This is a genomic window from Sphingomonas anseongensis, from assembly GCF_023516495.1.
Lineage (GTDB): Bacteria > Pseudomonadota > Alphaproteobacteria > Sphingomonadales > Sphingomonadaceae > Sphingomicrobium > Sphingomicrobium anseongensis.
Genome location: NZ_JAMGBC010000001.1, coordinates 1,855,478 through 1,873,654 on the forward strand (window position 1 = coordinate 1,855,478; position 18,177 = coordinate 1,873,654).

Genomic DNA, 18,177 nt, shown 5'->3' on the forward strand with positions numbered 1-18,177 from the left:
CGGTGTCTCGGCTTTTCATCGAGCGGCCGATCTTCGCCTGGGTCATAGCGATCATCATTGTGCTGATGGGTATCGGCGCGATCGTCAGCCTTCCGATCGCGCAATATCCCGATGTGGCCCCGACCCAGATTTCGATCCGGACCAATTATCCGGGAGCTTCGGCGGAAACGCTTGAGAACAGCGTCACCCAGGTGCTGGAGCAGGAGCTGACCGGTCTCGAGGGGCTGCTCTATTTCAACAGCTCGTCGAGCTCGCGGGGCGCGGCAAGCGTCACTGCGGTGTTCGACAAGGGCGTCAACGCCGACATCGCGCAGGTCCAGGTCCAGAACAAGATCCAGGCCGCGATCTCGCGCCTTCCGCAACAGGTGCAGCAGCAGGGCGTCCGGGTTTCGAAGGGGTCGCCGGACTTCCTGATGATCGTCGCCGTCTATGACCGCAGCGGAAAGAGCAGCAACGTCGACGTTTCCGACTGGCTGGCCGACAATCTGCAGGACGATTTGTCGCGCACTCCGGGCGTCGGCGACGTCAACGTCTTCGGCGCCAAATATGCGATGCGGATCTGGCTGGACCCGCACAAGCTTGCAAGCTTCCAGCTGATGCCGGCGGACGTCGTTTCGGCGATCCAGAACCAGAATGTCGATGTCGCGGCAGGCGAGATCGGCGGCGCGCCGTCGCCCGAAGGTCAGATGCTCAACGCGACCGTCACGGCGCAGTCGCGGCTCGAGACTCCCGAACAGTTCAGCAAGATCATCGTCAAGTCGGACTCGACCGGCGCGCGCGTTCAGCTGGCCCAGGTCGCGCGCGTCGAGCTCGGCGCCGAAAGCTATGGCACGATCATCCACGTCAACGGCTATCCCGGTGCCGGAATCGGTATCTTCCTGGAGCCGGGCGCCAACGCGCTGACGACTGCGGAGCTGGTCAAGGCGAAGGTGGAAGCGGCCGCTGCGCGCATGCCTGCGGGATACGAGTTCACCTACGCGAACGACTCCTCCGACTTCATCAAGCTGTCGATCTACGAAGTCGTGAAGACCCTCGCCGAGGCGATGGCCCTCGTCATCCTCGTGATGTTCGTCTTCCTGCAGAGCTGGCGTGCGACGCTGGTTCCCGGAATCGCGATTCCGGTGGTGCTGATGGGCACATTCGCAGTGCTCTATGTGCTGGGCTTCTCGATCAACACCTTGACCCTGTTCGGCCTGGTGCTCGCCGTCGGGTTGCTCGTCGACGATGCGATCGTGGTCGTCGAAAACGTCGAGCGTCTACTGCACGAGCGACCAGAACTGACCGTCAAGGAAGCCACCGCGCAGTCCATGGCGCAGATCCAGATGGCGCTGATTGCCATCGCGCTGGTGCTGTCGGCGGTCTTCCTGCCGATGATCTTCTTCGGCGGTTCGACGGGAGTGATCTACCGCCAGTTCTCGGCGACCATCGTCTCGGCGATGGCGCTGTCCGTATTCGTCGCGTTGACCCTCAGCCCGTCCATCGCGGCGAATCTTCTCCGCCGGAAGCAAGCGACGGTGGAGGAGACGTGGGTGGGCCGCCGTGCGCCGGCGGCCGCCCACGCAATCGAGCGGGCGCGCGTCAGCTTCAACACGCGCTTCCAGGCGCTCATCGACTGGTACGTCGCCAACGTCGGCAAAGTCGTTGAGCGCAAGTGGCTGTTCCTCGGAATCTACGCAGTCACCTGCCTGCTTCTGACCGTCCTGTTCCTTCGGCTTCCCACCGGCTTCCTTCCGCAGGAGGACCAGGGTGGCGCCATGGTGCAGTACCAGCTGCCCGCGGGAGCAACCATCGACCGCACCAGCGTCGTCCAGAACCGGGTGGAGGATTATTTCCTTAAGGGGCCGGACGCCAAGAACGTCCATGCGTTCTTCAGCGTCGTCGGCGGGGGAGGCGGCGCGACCGGCCAGAATTCCGGCCGGATGTACATGAACCTGGCGCCGTTCGACGAGCGCACCGGTAGCGAAAACAGCGCCAAGGCGATCGTCCAGCGAGCGTCGAAGGAGTTCGGCAAGATCCGCGACGCGCAGGTATTTGCGCTCGTTCCTCCCGCGATCCGCGGCCTCGGCCAGTCAGCCGGCTTCACGATGGAGCTTCAGAACAGCGGCGGCCTTTCGCGCGAAGAGTTCGCTGCCGCGCGTGACCGGCTTCTTGCCCAGGCGATGGCGAACCCGGTGCTGGAGCAGGTCCGGCTAAGCGAAAATCCCGACGTCGCCAGCCTCAAGGTCGACATCGACCAGGACAAGCTCGCCTCGTTCGGCCTCGCCACGAGCGACGTGAACAGCACGATCTCGACCGCCTGGGGCGGCCGCTACGTCAACGACTTCATCGACCGCGGGCGAGTGAAACGGGTCTACGTGCAGGGCGATGCCCAATATCGCGCCTCACCATCGGACATCGACCGTTGGTTCGTTCGCAACAACCAGGGTGACATGGTGCCCTTCTCGTCTTTCTCCGGCAGCCAGTGGACGACGACTCCGACGGCGCTTTCCAGGTTCAATGGCTATTCGTCGTTCGAATTCTCCGGCCAGGGCAAGGAAGGCATCAGCAGCGGCGATGCGATGTCGGCAATGGAGAAGCTCGCCGATGCGATCCCGGGCGTGAGCGTCGCCTGGTCCGGCCAGTCCTACCAGGAGCGGCTCGCGTCGGGACAGGCGCCCATCCTTTACGGCATTTCGCTGGTGGTCATCTTCCTGTGCCTCGCCGCGCTGTACGAAAGCTGGTCGATCCCGCTGGCCGTGCTGCTGGTGGTTCCGCTCGGCCTTGTCGGGGCGATCCTGGCGGTCACGCTTCGCGGCCTTCAGAACGACGTGTTCCTGCAGATCGGCCTTCTGACGACCATGGGCCTGACGTCGAAGAATGCGATCCTGATGAACGAATTCGCGGAGCGCGCGGAAAGGGACGGGAAACGCATCATCGAGGCGGCGATCGAAGCTGCCAAGATCCGGCTTCGCCCGATCCTGATGACCAGCTTCGCCTTCATTTTCGGCGTCTTCCCGCTTGCGGTCTCGACCGGGCCCGGGGCCAACGGGCGGATCGCGATCGGGACCGCAGTGATCGGCGGAATGCTGACCGCAACGATCCTCGCGGTCTTCTACATCCCGCTCTTCTACGTCCTGGTCAGGCGCGGCGTTCGCGACGGCGTCACGATCATCCGCGAACGTTGGACGCGGCGGCGGGAGGAGCGGGCATGAGACGGCTTACCGGAGCGCTCGCGTTGCTCGCGAGCGGCTGCATGTCGCTCGAGCCGCCCTACGTGCAGCCATCGCCGTCGGTGCCCGCGTCCTGGCCCGCCGGCGATGCCTATCTCGCGCAAAGCGAGGCCCCGCTTCCGGCGGTGACGTACAGGGACATCTTTCGCGACGCCCGGCTGCAGACGCTGATCGCCGAAGCGCTCGCGAACAACCGAGACCTGATGGCCGCGGCAGCGAACGTAGCAGCCGCCCGTGAGCAATATCATATCCAGCGCGCCAACCGCCTGCCGCAAGTGAACGCTCGCGCCGGAACGAGCGTGAGCGGGGAGGGCAGCGATGTCGGCGCGAGCTATTTGGCAGGCGTCGGTGTGCCGAATTTCGAGATCGACCTGTTCGGGCGCATCAGGTCGCTGAGCCATGCGCAGCTCCAACGTTATTTCGCGACCGAGGCCGGCGCGCGGGCCACGCGGCTGGCACTGGTTGCGAGCATCGCCGACGCCTGGCTGGTCCACGCCGCGGATTCGAGCCTGCTCGGAATCGCACAGGAGACGGCGCGAAGCGCAGCGACCAGCGTCAAGCTCACCCGGGCACGGCTCGAAGGCGGAATCGCGCCCCGGACCGACCTCAGCCAGGCCGAGGGCATCCTCGCCGGCGCCGAATCCGACGTTGCCCGGCAGACGACGGCGCTCGCGCAGGACGTCAACGCGCTTCAGCTTCTGGTCGGCGGGCCGATCGATCCGAAGCTGCTGCCCCGATCGATAGCGGAAGCGGCGCCGACGATCGCTCCGCTGCCGGCCGGGCTCAGCTCCACGGTCCTGCTACGCCGACCGGATGTGCTCGAGGCCGAATATCAGCTTCGGGCAGCCAATGCCCAGATCGGCGCCGCCCGCGCGGCCCTGTTCCCGCAGATCAGCCTGACCGGCCTTCTCGGCGTCGCCAGCAGCGCGCTGACCAGCCTGTTCACCGGCGGAGCCTTCGCCTGGACCGCCGGCGCCGACGCGACCTACTCCATATTCAACGCTGGCGCCGGACGCGCGAACGTGCGCCTCACCGAGGCGGAGCGGGCCGCCGCGGTCGCCAATTACCAGAAGGCGGTCCAGACCGCGTTTCGCGAGGTTGCCGACGCGCTCGCGCGGCGCGGCACGATGGGCGACGAGCTGGCGGCGCAGCAGCGGCAGGCCGCCGCAGCGGCGGACAATTTGCGCCTCAGCGAAGCTCGCTATCGAGCCGGAATCGACAACTTCCTGGCGACTCTCGTCGCCCAGCGCGCCTCTTATTCGGCCGAGCAGCAGCTGGTCGCGACCAGGCTCGCCGAGGCTCGCAACCTGGTGGATCTCTACCAGGCGCTGGGCGGCGACGATTTCACCCGTTTGGCACCCGTAGCTGCAGAGTTGCCCGCCCAAGGCCGATAGCCCGCGTCCTTCCGGCCATTTCGGCGGCATGCTAGATTGCTCGCGCGCTGGGACTTCGACCGGGAGGAATTCCTGATGATTGCAGCACTGCTCGCGCTCCAGATCACGCAGGTTCAGCCCGTCATTCGGCCGGCCGCTCCGGCGGTGGCCCACCGAAACCTCCAGGTGGCGCAGATGAGCCCTAAGCAGCGAACTGTCGCCGAGGCCCGCGCCGTTCTCGACAGCGCCCTGAAGGTGCAGGCGACCTACGCGCCGGCGGATGGGCAGCCGACCAAGGCGGAGCTCGACGCGTCGATCGACCAAATGCGGACCGAGCTCGATTCCATGTCGGAGATGGGCGAGACCGAATCGCTTCGGCTTCAGATGGCGATGGACCGGATGTCGAAAATGATGACGACGCTGTCGAACCTGCTCAAGAAGATCAGCGACACGCAGAACGCGATCGTCCAGAACATCAAATAGGCTACTGCCTGCCGGCCACCAGGGCGTCGACCACGCCAGGATCGGCAAGGGTCGACGTGTCGCCCAAATTGCCGGTCTCCCCTTCGGCGATCTTGCGCAGGATGCGTCGCATTATCTTGCCGGAGCGGGTCTTGGGAAGCGCGGGAGTGAAGTGGATTTTCTCCGGCGCAGCGAGCGCACCGATGTCCTTGCGAACTTCCTGGTTGAGCTCCTTGCGGAGCGCGTCGTCGCCTTCCTCGCCGGCGTTGAGCGTCACGAACGCATAGATCGCCTGCCCCTTGATCTCGTGCGGGTAGGCGACGACCGCGGCCTCGGCGACCTTGGGGTGAGAAACCAGCGAGCTTTCGACTTCGGCGGTTCCGATGCGGTGGCCGGACACGTTGATCACGTCGTCCACCCGCCCGGTGATCCAGTAATAGCCGTCCTCGTCGCGGCGGCAGCCGTCGCCGGTGAAATAGAGGCCGGTGTAGGTGCTGAAATAGGTCTGGAAAAACCGCTCGTGATCGCCCCAGACGGTCCGCATCAGCCCGGGCCAGGCCGATGCAAGGCACAGATTCCCGCTCGCCGCACCTTCGAGGATCTTTTGCTCGGGATCGACGAGAACCGGGCGGATACCGGGTAGCGGTTTGGTCGCGGAGCCCGGCTTCATCGGGGTTGCGCCGGGGAAAGGCGATATCAGGATGCCGCCGTTTTCGGTCTGCCACCAGGTATCGACCACCGGGCAGCGGCCGTCGCCGACGACTCGCCAGTACCATTCCCAGGCTTCGGGGTTGATCGGCTCGCCGACGCTTCCAAGCAGCCGGATGGACTTGCGGCTGTATGCCTTCACCGGATCGTCGCCTTCCCGCATCAGCGCGCGGATGGCAGTTGGTGCAGTGTAGAAGATGGTCACTCCGAGCCGGTCCACCGTCTCCCAGAACCGGCCGAAGTCCGGGTAGTTGGGCACTCCGTCGAACATGACGCTCGTCGCTCCGCAGGCGAGCGGCCCGTAGACGACGTAGCTGTGGCCGGTGATCCAGCCGATGTCGGCGGTGCACCAGAAGATGTCCTCGCGCCGATAATCGAATACCCATTCGAACGTGGTTGCGGCCCACACCGCATAACCGCCGGTCGTGTGCACCACGCCCTTGGGCTGGCCCGTCGAGCCTGAGGTGTAGAGGATAAACAACGGGTCCTCGGCGCCCATGGCCTCGGGCTCGCACTCCGTGGCGAGCTCTTCGCGGACCGCCGAGTAGCTGATGTCGCGCCCCGCCTTCATCGGAATGTCGGCGCCGGTGCGAGTGACGACGATCACGGTAGCGACGTCCCGCCGCTCGAGCGCGGTATCGACGTTGCGCTTCAGCGGGATTGGCTTGCCTCCGCGAACGCCTTCATCCGCGGTGATGACGGCGCAGGCATCGCAGTCGACGATTCGCCCGTGAAGGCTCTCGGGCGAGAAGCCGCCGAACACCACCGAATGGATCGCTCCGATCCGCGCGCAGGCGAGCATCGCCGCCGCCGCTTCCGGGATCATCGGCATGTAGATCATCACCCTGTCGCCGCGCCGGATGCCGCGCGACTTGAGCAGGTTCGCGAAGCGGCACGTCTCCTCGTACAGCTCGCGATAGGTCCAGCGGCGGCCTTCGCCGGGCTCGTCCGGCTCGAAGATCAACGCGGTCCGCTCGCCGTCCTTCGCGAGGTGACGGTCGAGGCAATTGACCGACAGGTTGAGCCTTCCGTCCGCGTACCAGTTGATGTGAAAATCGTCCTCGTCGAACGACCAGTCTCCGGCCTGCGTCGGAAACTCGTACCAGTCGAGCCGCTTCGCCTGCTCCAGCCAGAATCGGTGAGGATCGGCCTCCACCTCCTCGCGCATCCTCGCCAGCTCATCCGGACCGATCTTCGCCTGGAAGTCTTCGGGTACCGGATGGACGGCTTCAGACATCGTTGGCGACTCCACGGGCCCTGTGGAGAACGCGCTTCGCCTGTTCGAGATGCGGCCGGTCGACCATTCGCCCTTCGACGGAAACCGTGCCGGCTTCCGGTTCGGCCTCGAAAGCGGCGATGACAGCTTCCGCGTGCGCAACCTCGTCCTTGGACGGGCTGAATGCGGCGTTGATGATCGGCACCTGGGCGGGGTGGATCGCGAGCTTGCCGGTGAAGCCTTCGCGGCGAGCGGCTTCGGCTTCGCGCTTCAAGCCGGCGGAATCGCGGAAGTCGGCGAAGACGCCGTCGACCGGCTGGACTCCGGCCGCGACGGCGCCGGCAAGGCAGAGCGACCGGGCAAGCTTGTAGGTGAAGGCAAGCTCGCCTCCCTCCTCATATTTGCTCGACGCTCCGAGCGCTGCGCCCAAATCCTCCGCGCCCCAGCTCATCGCCACCAGCGCCGTCCTGGGCTCGCGGTAGGACAGGAGGTTGAACAGGCTCGCTGGCGTCTCCGTGACGATCGCGTGGATCGGGATGTTGCCGGTGCGGTGGGCGAGTTGAACGATGTCGGCGCCGCTCTCCGCCTTGGGAAGGACGATTCCGGCAATGTCAGCGATGCCCAGAACCTCGAGATCGTGCTTGTGGTGCTCGGAGCCGAGTGGGTTGATCCTAACCCACCAGTCGGGTCCGCCGGTTCGGCCGCCCAGCCCCTTGAGGATCTCGCGGGCCGCCGCCTTGCGCGAAGCAACGACGCTGTCCTCGAGGTCGAAAATGATCGCGTCAGCGTCGGATTCGATCGCTTTCGCAATCTTCTTCTCGCTGTCCGCGGGAACGAACAGCCAGCTTCTCGGCTCGCGCTTCATTGCGGTTTCTTGAGAAGCAGCGCGGTGCGCGTGCACTCGCAGACCAGATCGCCGCGCTGGTTGAAGCTCCGGTGCGCCCAGGTGACGATCCCCGCATTCGGCCGCGACTTGCTCGGCCGGGCGGCGATGCATTCGGTCTCGCTCCGCAAAGTGTCGCCGATGAAAACGGGATTGGGGAACTTCAGGCTGTCGTAGCCCAGGTTCGCGACCAAGGTCCCCATCGTCGTGTCGGCGACGCTGACCCCGATCATCAGCCCGAAGGTAAAGACCGAATTGACCAGCGGCATTCCGAATTCCGATTGCGACGCGACGTCGTGGTCGAGGTGCATCGGCTGCGGGTTATGGGTGAGCGTGGAAATCAGGACATTGTCCGTCTCGGTAACCGTCCGGGTGATCGCGTGGGCGACACGGTCGCCGACCTTCCATTCGTCGAAATAGCGTCCAGCCATGCGCGCGGGTCTAGGCTAGCGCCCGGCCAAATGCCAAGCGGCAAGCGCTGCCGCCGACTGCCAGGTGCGGAGCTCGTCGTTGGGCGCGAGAAGCATCCAGATGTTGAGGAACAGATTGTCGCGGATCACGACGAGCGGGATGAGCTCCAGTGCTATGAATAGCAGGATCGCTCCCCAGAGGGGGAGCTTCCGGGCTGCAAGGAAGCCGATCGCCATCATCGCGATGTCGCTCAGGGAATTGATGATGGAATCGCCGGCATAGCCGAGCGCCGCAGTCGCCGTCCGGTAGCGGTCGATCACCATCGGCGTGTTTTCGAGGATTTCCCACGAGGACTCGACCAGCATCGCCAGAAGGAAGCGCCATTCGACCGGAGTCCGGCGCGCTACCAGCCACAGCAAAGCATAGAAAATCAGGCCGTGGACGACATGGCTGAAGCTGTACCAGTCGGCGAGCATCTGGCTCTGGGTCGGGCCGACCGGCCCCCACAGCGCGATCTCGCCGCACGTGCAGATCGGCGGCCGGTTCATCGCGAACAGGATCGCAGCGGCGCCGGCGAAGATCAGGATTGCGGCAAGCGCGGCGCGCGTCTGTCGGGTCATCGCCAAGGGGTAGCAGAGCGGCGGCGCTTGCAAAGCGCAGAAGTTGAGACGATCACTCCGCGCGATGTTGCGCGTTTACGGTCCCGGCTGCACCGGCCAGCTGCTCGACGCGGCTCGCGAGAAGATCCCTCTTCGAGCGACCTGGATCGACCTCGAGGAGCCCACTCGCAAGGAAGAGCTTCTTGTCGAGCGCTGCCTGGAAATGGCGGTTCCGACTCCGGAGGAGATGGCGGAGATCGAGCCGTCGAGCCGCCTCTACCAGCGCAACGGTATCCTCTATCTCACTCTCAGTACCCTCCACGGGGTTGAAGACGGAACGCCGGCAAGCTCGCCGATCGGCTTCGTGCTGACGGCCGACCGGCTGGTCACCGTGCGGTACGTGACTCCAAAGCCGGTCCGGTCGTTCGCCGACCATGTGCGGCGGGAGCCGGAGCTTGCTGCGGATGCGGTGACGACCCTGTGCGGCCTGCTCGACGCGATCATCGACCGGCTCGCCGACGAGCTCGAACGTGTGGGCGCCGAGATCGAGAAAGTCTCGAGCCACATCTTCTCGCCCACCGTCGATGCGCGGCGGATTCCTGCCGAGCGGCTGACCGCATTGCTGACGCGTATCGGGCGGACGCAGATGCTCCTGGCGAAAATTCGCGAGACCGAGACGAGCACAAGCCGGTTGCTCAGCTTCCTGAGCGGGAGCGGGCGGTTGAGATCACGCAAATGTGCCGATGCAAGAGAGCATGTGGAGAGCCTGGCGGCGGATACAAACTCGCTCGGCGACCACAGCATCTTCCTCGCCAACCACCTCTACTTCCTTCTAGATGCAGCCGTCGGCCTGATCAGCATCGAGCAGAATGCGGCGATGAAGCTGTTTTCTTGGGCGGCGCTGGTGTTCCTCCCGCCGACGCTCATCGCCGGGATCTACGGAATGAACTTCCACTACATGCCGGAGCTAAGCTGGAGATTCGGCTATCCGGCCGCGATCGTGCTGATCGTCGCCGCGGCCGTGCTTCCGATCTGGTACCTGAAGCGGCGCGGGTGGATTTAGGCTTCGACGTCCACAGGGATCGTCGGCTCGCTCTCGGCGAGTTGCTTGTTCTGCCTCCGGGCGAGTGCCGAATAGGCCAGTGCGAGCTGCCCCGCGATCTCGCCGTCCTCGCCTCCGTCGCGACGGAAGGCCGCGGCCCGGGCTTCAGCAGCGCGCTTTCGGAAATACTCAGCGTCGTGGACCACCAAACCCTCCTTTCCGCGTCGTTAATGGCGTGACCACCAACCTAGGCACAAACGCCAGGTAAATGGAGTCCGGTCCGTTCACCCTGTCCCGAAGCGGGAGCGTCCGAACGCAACCGTAATCGGAAACAGCCGTTTCGACACATCGCACCCGAGGAGGCTTGAGTGGCCGAAGACCAGCAACGAGCGGATGAAACCCCGCGCAGCCTCGATGCTGCGGCGACTCACGCCAGGCGCAAGATCCAGCTCGGCTTCGGCCGGCTTGGCCCCGGGCTGATCACCGGCGCCGCAGACGACGATCCGAGCGGAATCGCCACCTATTCACAGGCCGGTGCTCAATACGGTCTCAACATGCTGTGGACCGTGGTGTTCACCTATCCGCTGATGGTCGCGATCCAGGTGATCAGCGCGCGGATCGGACGGGTCACCGGCAAAGGCCTGGCAGCGAACCTCCAGGCGGTTTTCCCTCGACCGGCGGTGGCGGGCCTCGTCGCTGCATTGTTCGTCGCAAACACGATCAACATAGGCGCCGACATTGCCGCAATGGGCGCCGCTGCAGAGCTTCTCGTTGGCTCGGGCTCACAGATTTTCACCGTCGTCGCAGCGCTTATCTCGCTCGCCCTGCAGGTGTTCGTTCCGTACCACCGCTACGTGAAGTATCTGAAGTGGCTGACGCTCGTTCTGTTCGCTTATGTCGCCGTGGTCTTCGCCGTGGACGTCGACTGGGGGCAGGTGGCGAGCCACATGGTCCGGCCCGACGCGCAATTTTCTGCCACCTGGGTGACCATGATCGTCGCCATCTTCGGCACGACGATCAGCCCCTACCTCTTCTTCTGGCAGACCGCCGAGGAGGTCGAGGAGATGGAGTATAAGGACCAGCCGAACCTCAAGGAGATGAACCCCAAGGCGGCCCGGCTACAGCTTCGGCGGATGGGCATCGATACGTTCACCGGGATGGCCATTTCGAACCTCATCGCCTTTTTCATCATCCTCACCACGGCAGTCACTTTGCACCAACATGGAGTGACCGATATCCAAACCTCGGCGCAGGCGGCCGAAGCGCTCCGCCCAGTGGCCGGCAATTTCGCATTCCTTCTGTTCAGCCTCGGCATCATCGGCACCGGCTTCCTCGCGGTTCCGGTCCTTGCGGGCTCGACGGCCTATGCGGCGTGCGATGCAGGCGGCTGGGAGAAAGGATTGGAGAAGAAGCCCGGTGAGGCCAAGGCCTTCTACGGGGTCATCGTCCTTGGCATGCTCGTTGCTCTCGGCGTGCTCTTTTCGCCGCTGGACCCGATCAAGATGCTGTTCTGGTCGGCGGTCATCAACGGCGTGATCGCCGTGCCCATCATGGCCGCGATGATGGTCGTCGCTCGGCGCCACCGACAGATGGGCATGTTCGTCGCGACGACGTGGCAACGGCTCCTGGGGTGGGCGGCGACGCTGGTGATGACCGTCGCAGTCGTTTCGATGTTCGTGGTGGGCTGAACCCTCGCCTTTGCCGGTGCGTTGCCCTGTTGCTAAGGGGCTGGTCGTCGCTCCGCTGCGGCACCGCACAAAGGCCAGGGATACAGAATGACGCCGACCGGCAAGGATAGCCTCAACACGCGTTCGACGTTCACCGTCGGCTCGAAGACCTACGCTTATTATTCGCTGCCCAAGGCGGCCGAGACGCTCGGCGATTTGGCGCGGCTGCCTTTCTCGATGAAGGTGCTGCTCGAAAATCTGCTCCGCTCGGAAGACGGCGAGACCGTCACCGAAAAGGACCTGCAGGCGATGGCCGAGTGGCTTAAGGAGCGGCGGGTCAGCCGCGAGATCCAGTACCGGCCGGCGCGAGTGCTGATGCAGGACTTCACCGGCGTTCCGGCGGTAGTCGACCTTGCCGCGATGCGCGACGCGATGACGAGCCTCGGCGGCGACCCGCAGAAGATCAACCCGCTCGTTCCGGTTCACCTGATCATCGACCACAGCGTGATGGTCGACGAATTCGGCACGCCCAAGGCGTTCGAGCGCAACGTCGAGTTCGAATATGAGCGCAATTCCGAGCGCTACGAGTTCCTCAAGTGGGGAAGCCGCGCGTTCGACAATTTCCAGGTCGTCCCGCCGGGCACCGGAATCTGCCACCAGGTGAACCTGGAATATATCGCGCGGTGCGTCTGGACCGCCGAGACGGACGGCGAGACTCTCGCTTATCCCGACACTCTCGTCGGGACCGACAGCCACACGACGATGGTCAACGGGCTGGGCGTCCTCGGCTGGGGAGTCGGCGGGATCGAGGCCGAAGCGGCGATGCTCGGCCAGCCGGTCAGCATGCTGATCCCCGAAGTGGTGGGCTTCCGGCTCGACGGACAGCTCAACGAAGGAATCACCGCGACCGACCTGGTTCTGACCGTGACCCAAATGCTCCGGCAGAAGGGCGTCGTCGGCCGCTTCGTCGAATTCTACGGTCCCGGCCTCGACAATCTTCCGCTCGCCGACCGGGCGACGATCGCCAACATGGCGCCCGAATATGGAGCGACCTGCGGCTTCTTCCCGATCGACGACCGAACCCTCGACTATCTCCGGCTAACCGGCCGCGATGAGGAGCAGGTCGAACTGGTTCGCGCTTATTGCCAGGCACAGGGCCTGTGGCACGATTCAGGTGCTGAGCAGCCGCTTTTCACCGATACTCTGGAGCTCGACATGAGCTCGATCGAGCCGTCGCTCGCCGGGCCCAAGCGGCCGCAGGACCGGGTGCTTCTGAGCAAGCTCGACGACCAGTTCAACGAGGAGCTGGAGAAGACCTACAAGAAGCACAACGATCCGCGCGTCGCCGTCGAGGGCGAGAACTTCGATCTCGGCAATGGTGACGTGGTCATCGCGGCGATCACCAGCTGCACCAACACGTCGAACCCGTCGGTGCTGATCGCCGCCGGCCTCGTCGCCCGAAAGGCGCATGCCAAGGGCCTGACGGTGAAGCCCTGGGTAAAAACCAGCCTCGCTCCCGGGAGCCAGGTAGTCACCGACTACCTCAATGAGAGCGGCCTGACCAAGGACCTCAACGCGCTCGGATTCGAGCTGGTCGGCTACGGATGCACGACCTGCATCGGCAACTCAGGCCCTCTTCCCGAACCGATCAGCAAGGCGGTGAACGAAAACGACCTCGTCGCCGTCAGCGTGCTGTCCGGCAACCGCAATTTCGAAGGGCGAGTCTCGCCCGACTGCCGCGCCAATTATCTCGCCTCGCCGCCGCTGGTCGTGGCCTATGCTCTCAAGGGCACTGTCCGCTCCGACATGGTCGAGGAGCCGCTTGGAACCTCGAGCAGCGGCGAGCCTGTCTATCTCAAGGACATCTGGCCTTCGAATGAAGAGATCAGGACGCTGATCGACGCCCATGTCCATTCGAGCATGTTCCGCAAGCGCTATGCCGACGTCTATCGCGGGGACGACCGCTGGCGTGCCATCGAGATCACCGGCGGCGATACCTACGCCTGGCCGCCGGAATCCACCTACATCCAGAACCCGCCCTATTTCACCGGGATGACGATGCAGGCCGTATCGCCGCAGGACATCGCGCGGGCTCGGCCTCTGGCGATCTTCGGCGATTCGATCACTACCGACCACATCTCGCCGGCCGGAGCGATCAAGCCGGACAGCCCGGCGGGCCGCTACCTCCTCAATCGCGACGTCGCCCGGGGCCAGTTCAACAGTTACGGATCGCGGCGCGGAAACCATGAAGTGATGATGCGCGGCACCTTCGCCAACATCCGGATCCGCAACAAGATGCTCGACAATGTCGAGGGCGGCTTCACCCGCTACGCGCCGACCGGCGAAGTGCTCCCGATCTACGACGCGGCGATGCTCTACAAGCAGGACGAGCGCCCGCTCGTCGTCATCGCCGGCAAGGAATATGGCACTGGAAGCTCGCGCGACTGGGCGGCCAAGGGCACCGTACTGCTGGGCGTCCGTGCGGTGATCGCCGAGAGCTTCGAGCGAATCCACCGCTCGAACCTGGTGGGCATGGGCGTTCTCCCGCTCCAGTTCATGGAAGGCGAGGGCGCCGACACCCTCGGCCTCACCGGCCTGGAGAAATACAGCATCGACGGGATACCGGAACTCAAGCCGCGCCAGGAGGTCGAGGTCAAGGTCCACCACGACGATGGCCGCGAGACCAGCTTCACCGCCCGTTGCCGGATCGATACCTATAACGAACTCGAATATTTCAAGGCGGGCGGGATCCTCCATTACGTGCTGAGGAGGCTGGCGGCCGCGTGAGCGGCACCCCGGACCTGACCGCCCGCTGCCATTGCGGGGCGGTGAGGATCACGCTCCCCCGCGCTCCCGTCGAGCTCGTCCAGTGCAACTGCAGCTTGTGCGCCAAGACTAGATGGCGGGGCATCTACTTTTCGTCCGATGAGCTGGAGATCGAAGGCGAGTTCGATTCCTACGTCAGGACCGACATTCCCGAGCCGATGATCCGCATCATGCGGTGCCGGAATTGCGGAGTGCCGACTCACTGGGAGCCGCTCGGCGAACCGCCGTACGAGCGCATGGGCGTCAATGCCAACTTGCTCGATCCGTCCGAGCTTGAGGACCTGCCTGTCCGAGAAGTCGACGGGGCGAGCTGGTGACGGCGACAGAGTTTGCAGTCGAGGCCGCCGGTTGGGCCGGCGCCGCATTGATCCTCGTCGCTTATCTGTTGCTGTCGATGGGACGCCTCACCGGCCAGTCGCCCGTGTATCAGTGGATGAATGTGTTCGGAGCGGCGGGATTCGTCGTCAACGGCTGGTGGCACGGAGCCATTCCGTCAGCCGCGCTCAACGTCTTGTGGCTGCTCATCGGGGGATTTGCACTTTGGCGCATTTGGAAAAAGCGGAGCTCGTCGACCTCAGCCACGTGATCGAGGGGGGCATGACCACGTACAAGGGCCTGCCCGGGCCAGTCATGTGCGACTTCTGGACCCGCGAAGGAACGGCCGCCAGCTACGACGACGGCTCCACGTTCCAGATCGGCCGGATCGACATGGTCGCCAACACCGGCACTTACGTCGACAGCCCGTTCCACCGCTATGCGGACGGCAAGGATTTGTCGGAGCTTCCGCTCGGCTCGATCGCGGACATGCCGGGAATTGTCCTTCGCCGCCCCTATGAGCAGGGCCTTGCGACCGATGCTTCGGATTTCTCCGGGCTCGATGTCCGCGGCAAGGCGGTCCTCGTCCACACCGGCTGGGACCGGCATTGGCGCACGGGAGGCTATTTCGGCGAGCATCCCTATCTGACCGGCGCCGCCGCCGACTGGCTAGCCGAAAACGGCGCGCTGATGGTCGGGATCGACAGTTGCAACATCGACAACATGCACGTCCGCGCGCGGCCCGTTCACACTCGGCTCCTCGGCGCCGACATCCCCGTGTGCGAGCACATGACCGCGCTCGACAGGCTGCCAGACAGCGGATTTCGATTTACCGCGGCGCCGCCGAAGGTGAAGGGAATGGGGACGTTTCCGGTGCGCGCCTACGCGGTCGTCGGCTGAGCCAAGGCGTCCTTCAGCCAATCGGGCATGATCGCATTGTCGGGGATCGCCTCGACCCGAACATGCGCGACGGCCAGGCCGATCTCCGGATAGGCCGCGCGGAGCCGGTCTCCATCACCCTCGAGAACGACCAGCCGCCGGTTCACTTTCGCCCGCCAGTTCATCCGCGCCGTATTTTCCTGGCCGACGTAGCAACCCTTGGTGAAGCTCACTCCGTTCAGCTCATCGGCGTTGCATTGCAGCCAGAGCAGGTCGCCGAGCTCAGCGCGGCCTTCGCAGACGCCGAGGCGGAGCCGGTGTTCGAGCCAGCCCTTCGCAGCGTCGCCTGGGAGCTCAATCCAGCGGCGCCCGAGCTCTGCCAGCCGCGGGTCGGAAACGCCTTCCTCGCCGCCGCTCGACCAGTGAATCGTGAGCGAAGGATCTCGCGCAATGTCGATCTTTCGCCGCAGCCGGTAGATTGAGAGCCGCTTAATGAGGTCATCCGTTGCTTCGGCTTCGCAATCGAGGAGCAGGTCCTCGCCGTCGCTCCACACAAGAAAGTCGAAGAGGCACTTCCCCTGCGGAGTCAGGAGTCCCGCCCAGACAGGCAGCTCGCCCGCAACGTCGTTGGTGACGAGCCCCTGGAGGAAGCCACGGACGTCTTCGCCCGAAAGTCGGACGATAGCGCGGTCGGTTAGGGTGGTCGCGGCCATGCCCCTCAGTTAAGGAGCCGCCGTGGCAATGCAAACGCTGACGATCCGCCGCCCCGACGACTGGCACGTCCATTTGCGCGACGGCGAGATGCTGAAGCTCGTCGCCCCGTTCACCGCCCGGCAGTTCGCCCGAGCGATCGTGATGCCAAATCTCGTCCCGCCGCTGACTGCGATCGGCCCCGCCGCCGCCTATCGGGAGCGTATCTGGGAGTCGACCGGGCGTGACTTCCGGCCGCTGATGACCTGCTATTTGACCGACGAGACGGACCCCGACGTCCTCGCTCACGGATTCGACGACGACGTGTGGGTCGCGGCAAAGCTCTATCCAGCCAACGCCACCACCAACTCCACCTTCGGAGTTACGGACGTCCGCAACATCTACCCGGCGCTCGAGCGGATGCAGCGCACGGGGATGGTGCTGTGCATCCACGGCGAAGTCACCGATCCGGAAGTCGACGTCTTCGATCGCGAAGCTGCGTTCATCGACCGCATTCTCGGCCCGCTGATGCGCGACCTTCCGGAGCTGAAGATCGTGCTTGAGCATATCACCACGGAGCAGGCCGCCGATTTCGTCGAAACGGCAGGGCCGAACCTGGCTGCGACGATCACTCCGCATCACCTGATGATCAGCCGCAACGCCATGTTCGATCGCGGCTTGAGGCCGCACTTTTACTGCCTTCCGGTCGCGAAGCGGGAGAAGCACCGGCTGGCGATCCGCAGGGCGGCGACCTCGGGTTCGCCCAAATTCTTCCTCGGCACCGACAGCGCGCCTCACTCGCGAAAGGCGAAGGAATCGGCCTGCGGCTGCGCGGGAATCTTCAACGCGCCCTACGCCCTCGAAGCCTATGCAACGGTGTTCGACGAAGAGGGAGCGCTCGACCGGCTCGAAGGCTTTGCCTCGGTGCATGGCGCGAACTTCTACGGGTTGCCGCTCAACGAAGGGACCGTGACCCTGGAAAAGAATGAAACCGAGGTTCCGGACTCGCTCGGCCTCGGCACCATCGAGCTGGTGCCGTTCCTTGCCGGAAGCGAACTTGGCTGGAGTCTCGCCGACTGATCAGAGGCAGTCGCTCGCCGGCGGACGGCCGCTCCCGCTGGTCCCGATGATGTCGGCGAAATGGCTTTCGATTGCCTGGTAGCATTCACAGGCGCGCCGCTTCAGACCGACGGTATCGAGAATCTGGATTGCGCCTCGGCGCGATCCGATCAGCCCTTCGTCCTGAAGCACGCGCACCACCGCGTTGACGGTCGTCCGCTGCACTCCGAGCAGGCCCGCCAGCGCCTCCTGAGTCAGCTCGATCCGGCTTCCTGCGCGGTCTTGGGCGGTCAGCAGCCAGCGCGCGGCGCGCTGCTCGATAGGATGGAAGGCGTTGCACGCAACCGACTGCATCACCTGCGAAAGGAGGTAATCGGAAAAGCGGCAGAAGAGGTTACGGATATGCCCGGACCGCATTTTGGCGTCCTCGAGCGCCTTCATTTCGACGCGCAGGGCGCGGCCGGGGACGAGCACCTCGGAGCGGGTGAAAGCGGGCGCGTGACCGCAGCTGACGATCCCGCCGACTGCGCCTTCATGTCCAATCGATGCAACCTCGATCGACCGGCCCTTCGCCATGTCGACGACTAGTGAAATCATCGCCGGGCCGAAGGGAAAATAGGTGGATTCTACGTCGGACCCGCGCTTGTGGACGGTTGCGCCGAGCTGCAGCTCGACCAGCTCGCCCGCCGGCTCGATCAGCGCCCTTGCCTCGGCAGGGAAGGTTGACAGCAGCCGGTTGCCCGCAAAGGCTTCGTCCAGGCGGTCCAGCTCGTCGGTCACTGTTGGGTTCATTGGTCGCACACTCCAGTGCACAGAGAGTCGCGGCGGGGGCGATTTG

The 18,177-nt window shown here is 64.7% G+C and carries 17 protein-coding genes; 10 read left to right on the plus strand and 7 right to left on the minus strand.

Annotated features, from left to right (window positions below; all coding sequences use genetic code 11):
- The first annotated feature begins 2 nt into the window (after nucleotides 1–2).
- Genes LZ519_RS09550 through LZ519_RS09560 form a run of 3 tightly spaced genes read left to right on the plus strand, consistent with a single transcriptional unit; the run spans nucleotide 3 to nucleotide 5,065 of the window.
- Nucleotides 3–3,191, plus strand: a complete 3,189-nt coding sequence (locus tag LZ519_RS09550; RefSeq protein ID WP_249868443.1) for an efflux RND transporter permease subunit — start codon at nucleotides 3–5, stop codon at nucleotides 3,189–3,191.
- Nucleotides 3,188–4,603 carry an efflux transporter outer membrane subunit gene (locus LZ519_RS09555; protein WP_249868444.1) on the plus strand — a complete coding sequence of 472 codons (1,416 nt, stop codon included), beginning with the start codon at nucleotides 3,188–3,190 and terminating at the stop codon, nucleotides 4,601–4,603. Before LZ519_RS09550 ends, LZ519_RS09555 begins: the two co-directional genes overlap by 4 nt.
- Nucleotides 4,604–4,639: 36 nt before the next feature.
- Nucleotides 4,640–5,065 (plus strand): hypothetical protein, encoded by a 426-nt coding sequence (locus tag LZ519_RS09560; protein WP_249868445.1) that lies wholly within the window; start codon nucleotides 4,640–4,642, stop codon nucleotides 5,063–5,065.
- Nucleotide 5,066: 1 nt separating this feature from the next.
- Here the strand turns inward: LZ519_RS09560 and acs are convergent, their stop codons facing one another.
- The 4 genes from acs to LZ519_RS09580 are packed head-to-tail and all read right to left on the minus strand — an operon-like array spanning nucleotide 5,067 to nucleotide 8,882.
- The gene (gene acs / locus LZ519_RS09565) at nucleotides 5,067–6,989 is read right to left on the minus strand and encodes an acetate--CoA ligase (protein WP_249868446.1); all 1,923 of its coding nucleotides are present in this window, start codon (nucleotides 6,987–6,989) and stop codon (nucleotides 5,067–5,069) included.
- On the minus strand, nucleotides 6,982–7,833 hold the full coding sequence (locus LZ519_RS09570; protein ID WP_249868447.1) for an HpcH/HpaI aldolase/citrate lyase family protein: 852 nt from the start codon (nucleotides 7,831–7,833) through the stop codon (nucleotides 6,982–6,984). The genes acs and LZ519_RS09570 overlap by 8 nt, the downstream gene beginning before the upstream one ends.
- Nucleotides 7,830–8,282 carry a MaoC family dehydratase gene (locus LZ519_RS09575; RefSeq protein ID WP_249868448.1) on the minus strand — a complete coding sequence of 151 codons (453 nt, stop codon included), beginning with the start codon at nucleotides 8,280–8,282 and terminating at the stop codon, nucleotides 7,830–7,832. The genes LZ519_RS09570 and LZ519_RS09575 overlap by 4 nt, the downstream gene beginning before the upstream one ends.
- 15 nt (nucleotides 8,283–8,297) lie before the next feature.
- Entirely contained in the window at nucleotides 8,298–8,882 is a 585-nt protein-coding gene (locus tag LZ519_RS09580) for a DUF2585 family protein (protein WP_249868449.1), read from the minus strand.
- 43 nt (nucleotides 8,883–8,925) lie between these two features.
- On the opposite strand from LZ519_RS09580, the gene LZ519_RS09585 reads away from it, so the two are divergent.
- Nucleotides 8,926–9,924, plus strand: a complete 999-nt coding sequence (locus LZ519_RS09585; protein WP_249868450.1) for a magnesium transporter CorA family protein — start codon at nucleotides 8,926–8,928, stop codon at nucleotides 9,922–9,924.
- Here the strand turns inward: LZ519_RS09585 and LZ519_RS09590 are convergent.
- Complete coding sequence (locus LZ519_RS09590; protein ID WP_249868451.1) at nucleotides 9,921–10,109, minus strand: hypothetical protein; 189 nt, start codon at nucleotides 10,107–10,109, stop codon at nucleotides 9,921–9,923. The genes LZ519_RS09585 and LZ519_RS09590 overlap by 4 nt on opposite strands.
- A gap of 162 nt (nucleotides 10,110–10,271) precedes the next feature.
- Between LZ519_RS09590 and LZ519_RS09595 the strand changes: the two genes are divergently transcribed.
- From LZ519_RS09595 to LZ519_RS09615, 5 genes are all read left to right on the plus strand, one after another.
- Nucleotides 10,272–11,591, plus strand: a complete 1,320-nt coding sequence (locus LZ519_RS09595; RefSeq protein ID WP_249868452.1) for an NRAMP family divalent metal transporter — start codon at nucleotides 10,272–10,274, stop codon at nucleotides 11,589–11,591.
- Between the two features lie 87 nt (nucleotides 11,592–11,678).
- Nucleotides 11,679–14,357, plus strand: coding sequence for an aconitate hydratase AcnA (acnA, locus tag LZ519_RS09600; RefSeq protein WP_249868453.1), 2,679 nt, complete (start codon nucleotides 11,679–11,681; stop codon nucleotides 14,355–14,357).
- Nucleotides 14,354–14,713: a GFA family protein gene (locus LZ519_RS09605; protein ID WP_249868454.1), complete on the plus strand. Its 360-nt coding sequence runs from the start codon at nucleotides 14,354–14,356 to the stop codon at nucleotides 14,711–14,713. Before acnA ends, LZ519_RS09605 begins: the two co-directional genes overlap by 4 nt.
- A complete protein-coding gene (locus LZ519_RS09610) occupies nucleotides 14,710–14,982 on the plus strand; it encodes a CBU_0592 family membrane protein (RefSeq protein ID WP_249868455.1) in 273 nt (90 codons plus the stop codon). Before LZ519_RS09605 ends, LZ519_RS09610 begins: the two co-directional genes overlap by 4 nt.
- 11 nt (nucleotides 14,983–14,993) lie before the next feature.
- The gene (locus LZ519_RS09615) at nucleotides 14,994–15,611 is read left to right on the plus strand and encodes a cyclase family protein (protein WP_249868456.1); all 618 of its coding nucleotides are present in this window, start codon (nucleotides 14,994–14,996) and stop codon (nucleotides 15,609–15,611) included.
- On the opposite strand, the gene ygfZ is transcribed toward LZ519_RS09615, so the two are convergent.
- The gene (ygfZ, locus tag LZ519_RS09620) at nucleotides 15,593–16,303 is read right to left on the minus strand and encodes a CAF17-like 4Fe-4S cluster assembly/insertion protein YgfZ (RefSeq protein ID WP_249868457.1); all 711 of its coding nucleotides are present in this window, start codon (nucleotides 16,301–16,303) and stop codon (nucleotides 15,593–15,595) included. The genes LZ519_RS09615 and ygfZ overlap by 19 nt on opposite strands.
- 28 nt (nucleotides 16,304–16,331) lie before the next feature.
- On the opposite strand from ygfZ, the gene pyrC reads away from it, so the two are divergent.
- Nucleotides 16,332–17,360 (plus strand): dihydroorotase, encoded by a 1,029-nt coding sequence (pyrC, locus tag LZ519_RS09625; protein WP_249868914.1) that lies wholly within the window; start codon nucleotides 16,332–16,334, stop codon nucleotides 17,358–17,360.
- Here the strand turns inward: pyrC and LZ519_RS11680 are convergent, their stop codons facing one another.
- Nucleotides 17,361–18,119, minus strand: a complete 759-nt coding sequence (locus tag LZ519_RS11680; RefSeq protein ID WP_249868458.1) for a Crp/Fnr family transcriptional regulator — start codon at nucleotides 18,117–18,119, stop codon at nucleotides 17,361–17,363.
- Nucleotides 18,120–18,177: the final 58 nt, after the last annotated feature.

Bases quoted from the DNA above. Each gene is read 5' to 3' on its own strand.
- acs (WP_249868446.1), bottom strand. From the start codon at position 6,989: ATGTCTGAAGCCGTCCATCCGGTACCCGAAGACTTCCAGGCGAAGATC.
- LZ519_RS09580 (WP_249868449.1), bottom strand. From the start codon at position 8,882: ATGACCCGACAGACGCGCGCCGCGCTTGCCGCAATCCTGATCTTCGCC.
- acnA (WP_249868453.1), top strand. From the start codon at position 11,679: ATGACGCCGACCGGCAAGGATAGCCTCAACACGCGTTCGACGTTCACC.
- LZ519_RS09575 (WP_249868448.1), bottom strand. From the start codon at position 8,282: ATGGCTGGACGCTATTTCGACGAATGGAAGGTCGGCGACCGTGTCGCC.
- LZ519_RS09615 (WP_249868456.1), top strand. From the start codon at position 14,994: ATGACCACGTACAAGGGCCTGCCCGGGCCAGTCATGTGCGACTTCTGG.
- ygfZ (WP_249868457.1), bottom strand. From the start codon at position 16,303: ATGGCCGCGACCACCCTAACCGACCGCGCTATCGTCCGACTTTCGGGC.
- LZ519_RS09555 (WP_249868444.1), top strand. From the start codon at position 3,188: ATGAGACGGCTTACCGGAGCGCTCGCGTTGCTCGCGAGCGGCTGCATG.
- pyrC (WP_249868914.1), top strand. From the start codon at position 16,332: ATGCAAACGCTGACGATCCGCCGCCCCGACGACTGGCACGTCCATTTG.
- LZ519_RS09570 (WP_249868447.1), bottom strand. From the start codon at position 7,833: ATGAAGCGCGAGCCGAGAAGCTGGCTGTTCGTTCCCGCGGACAGCGAG.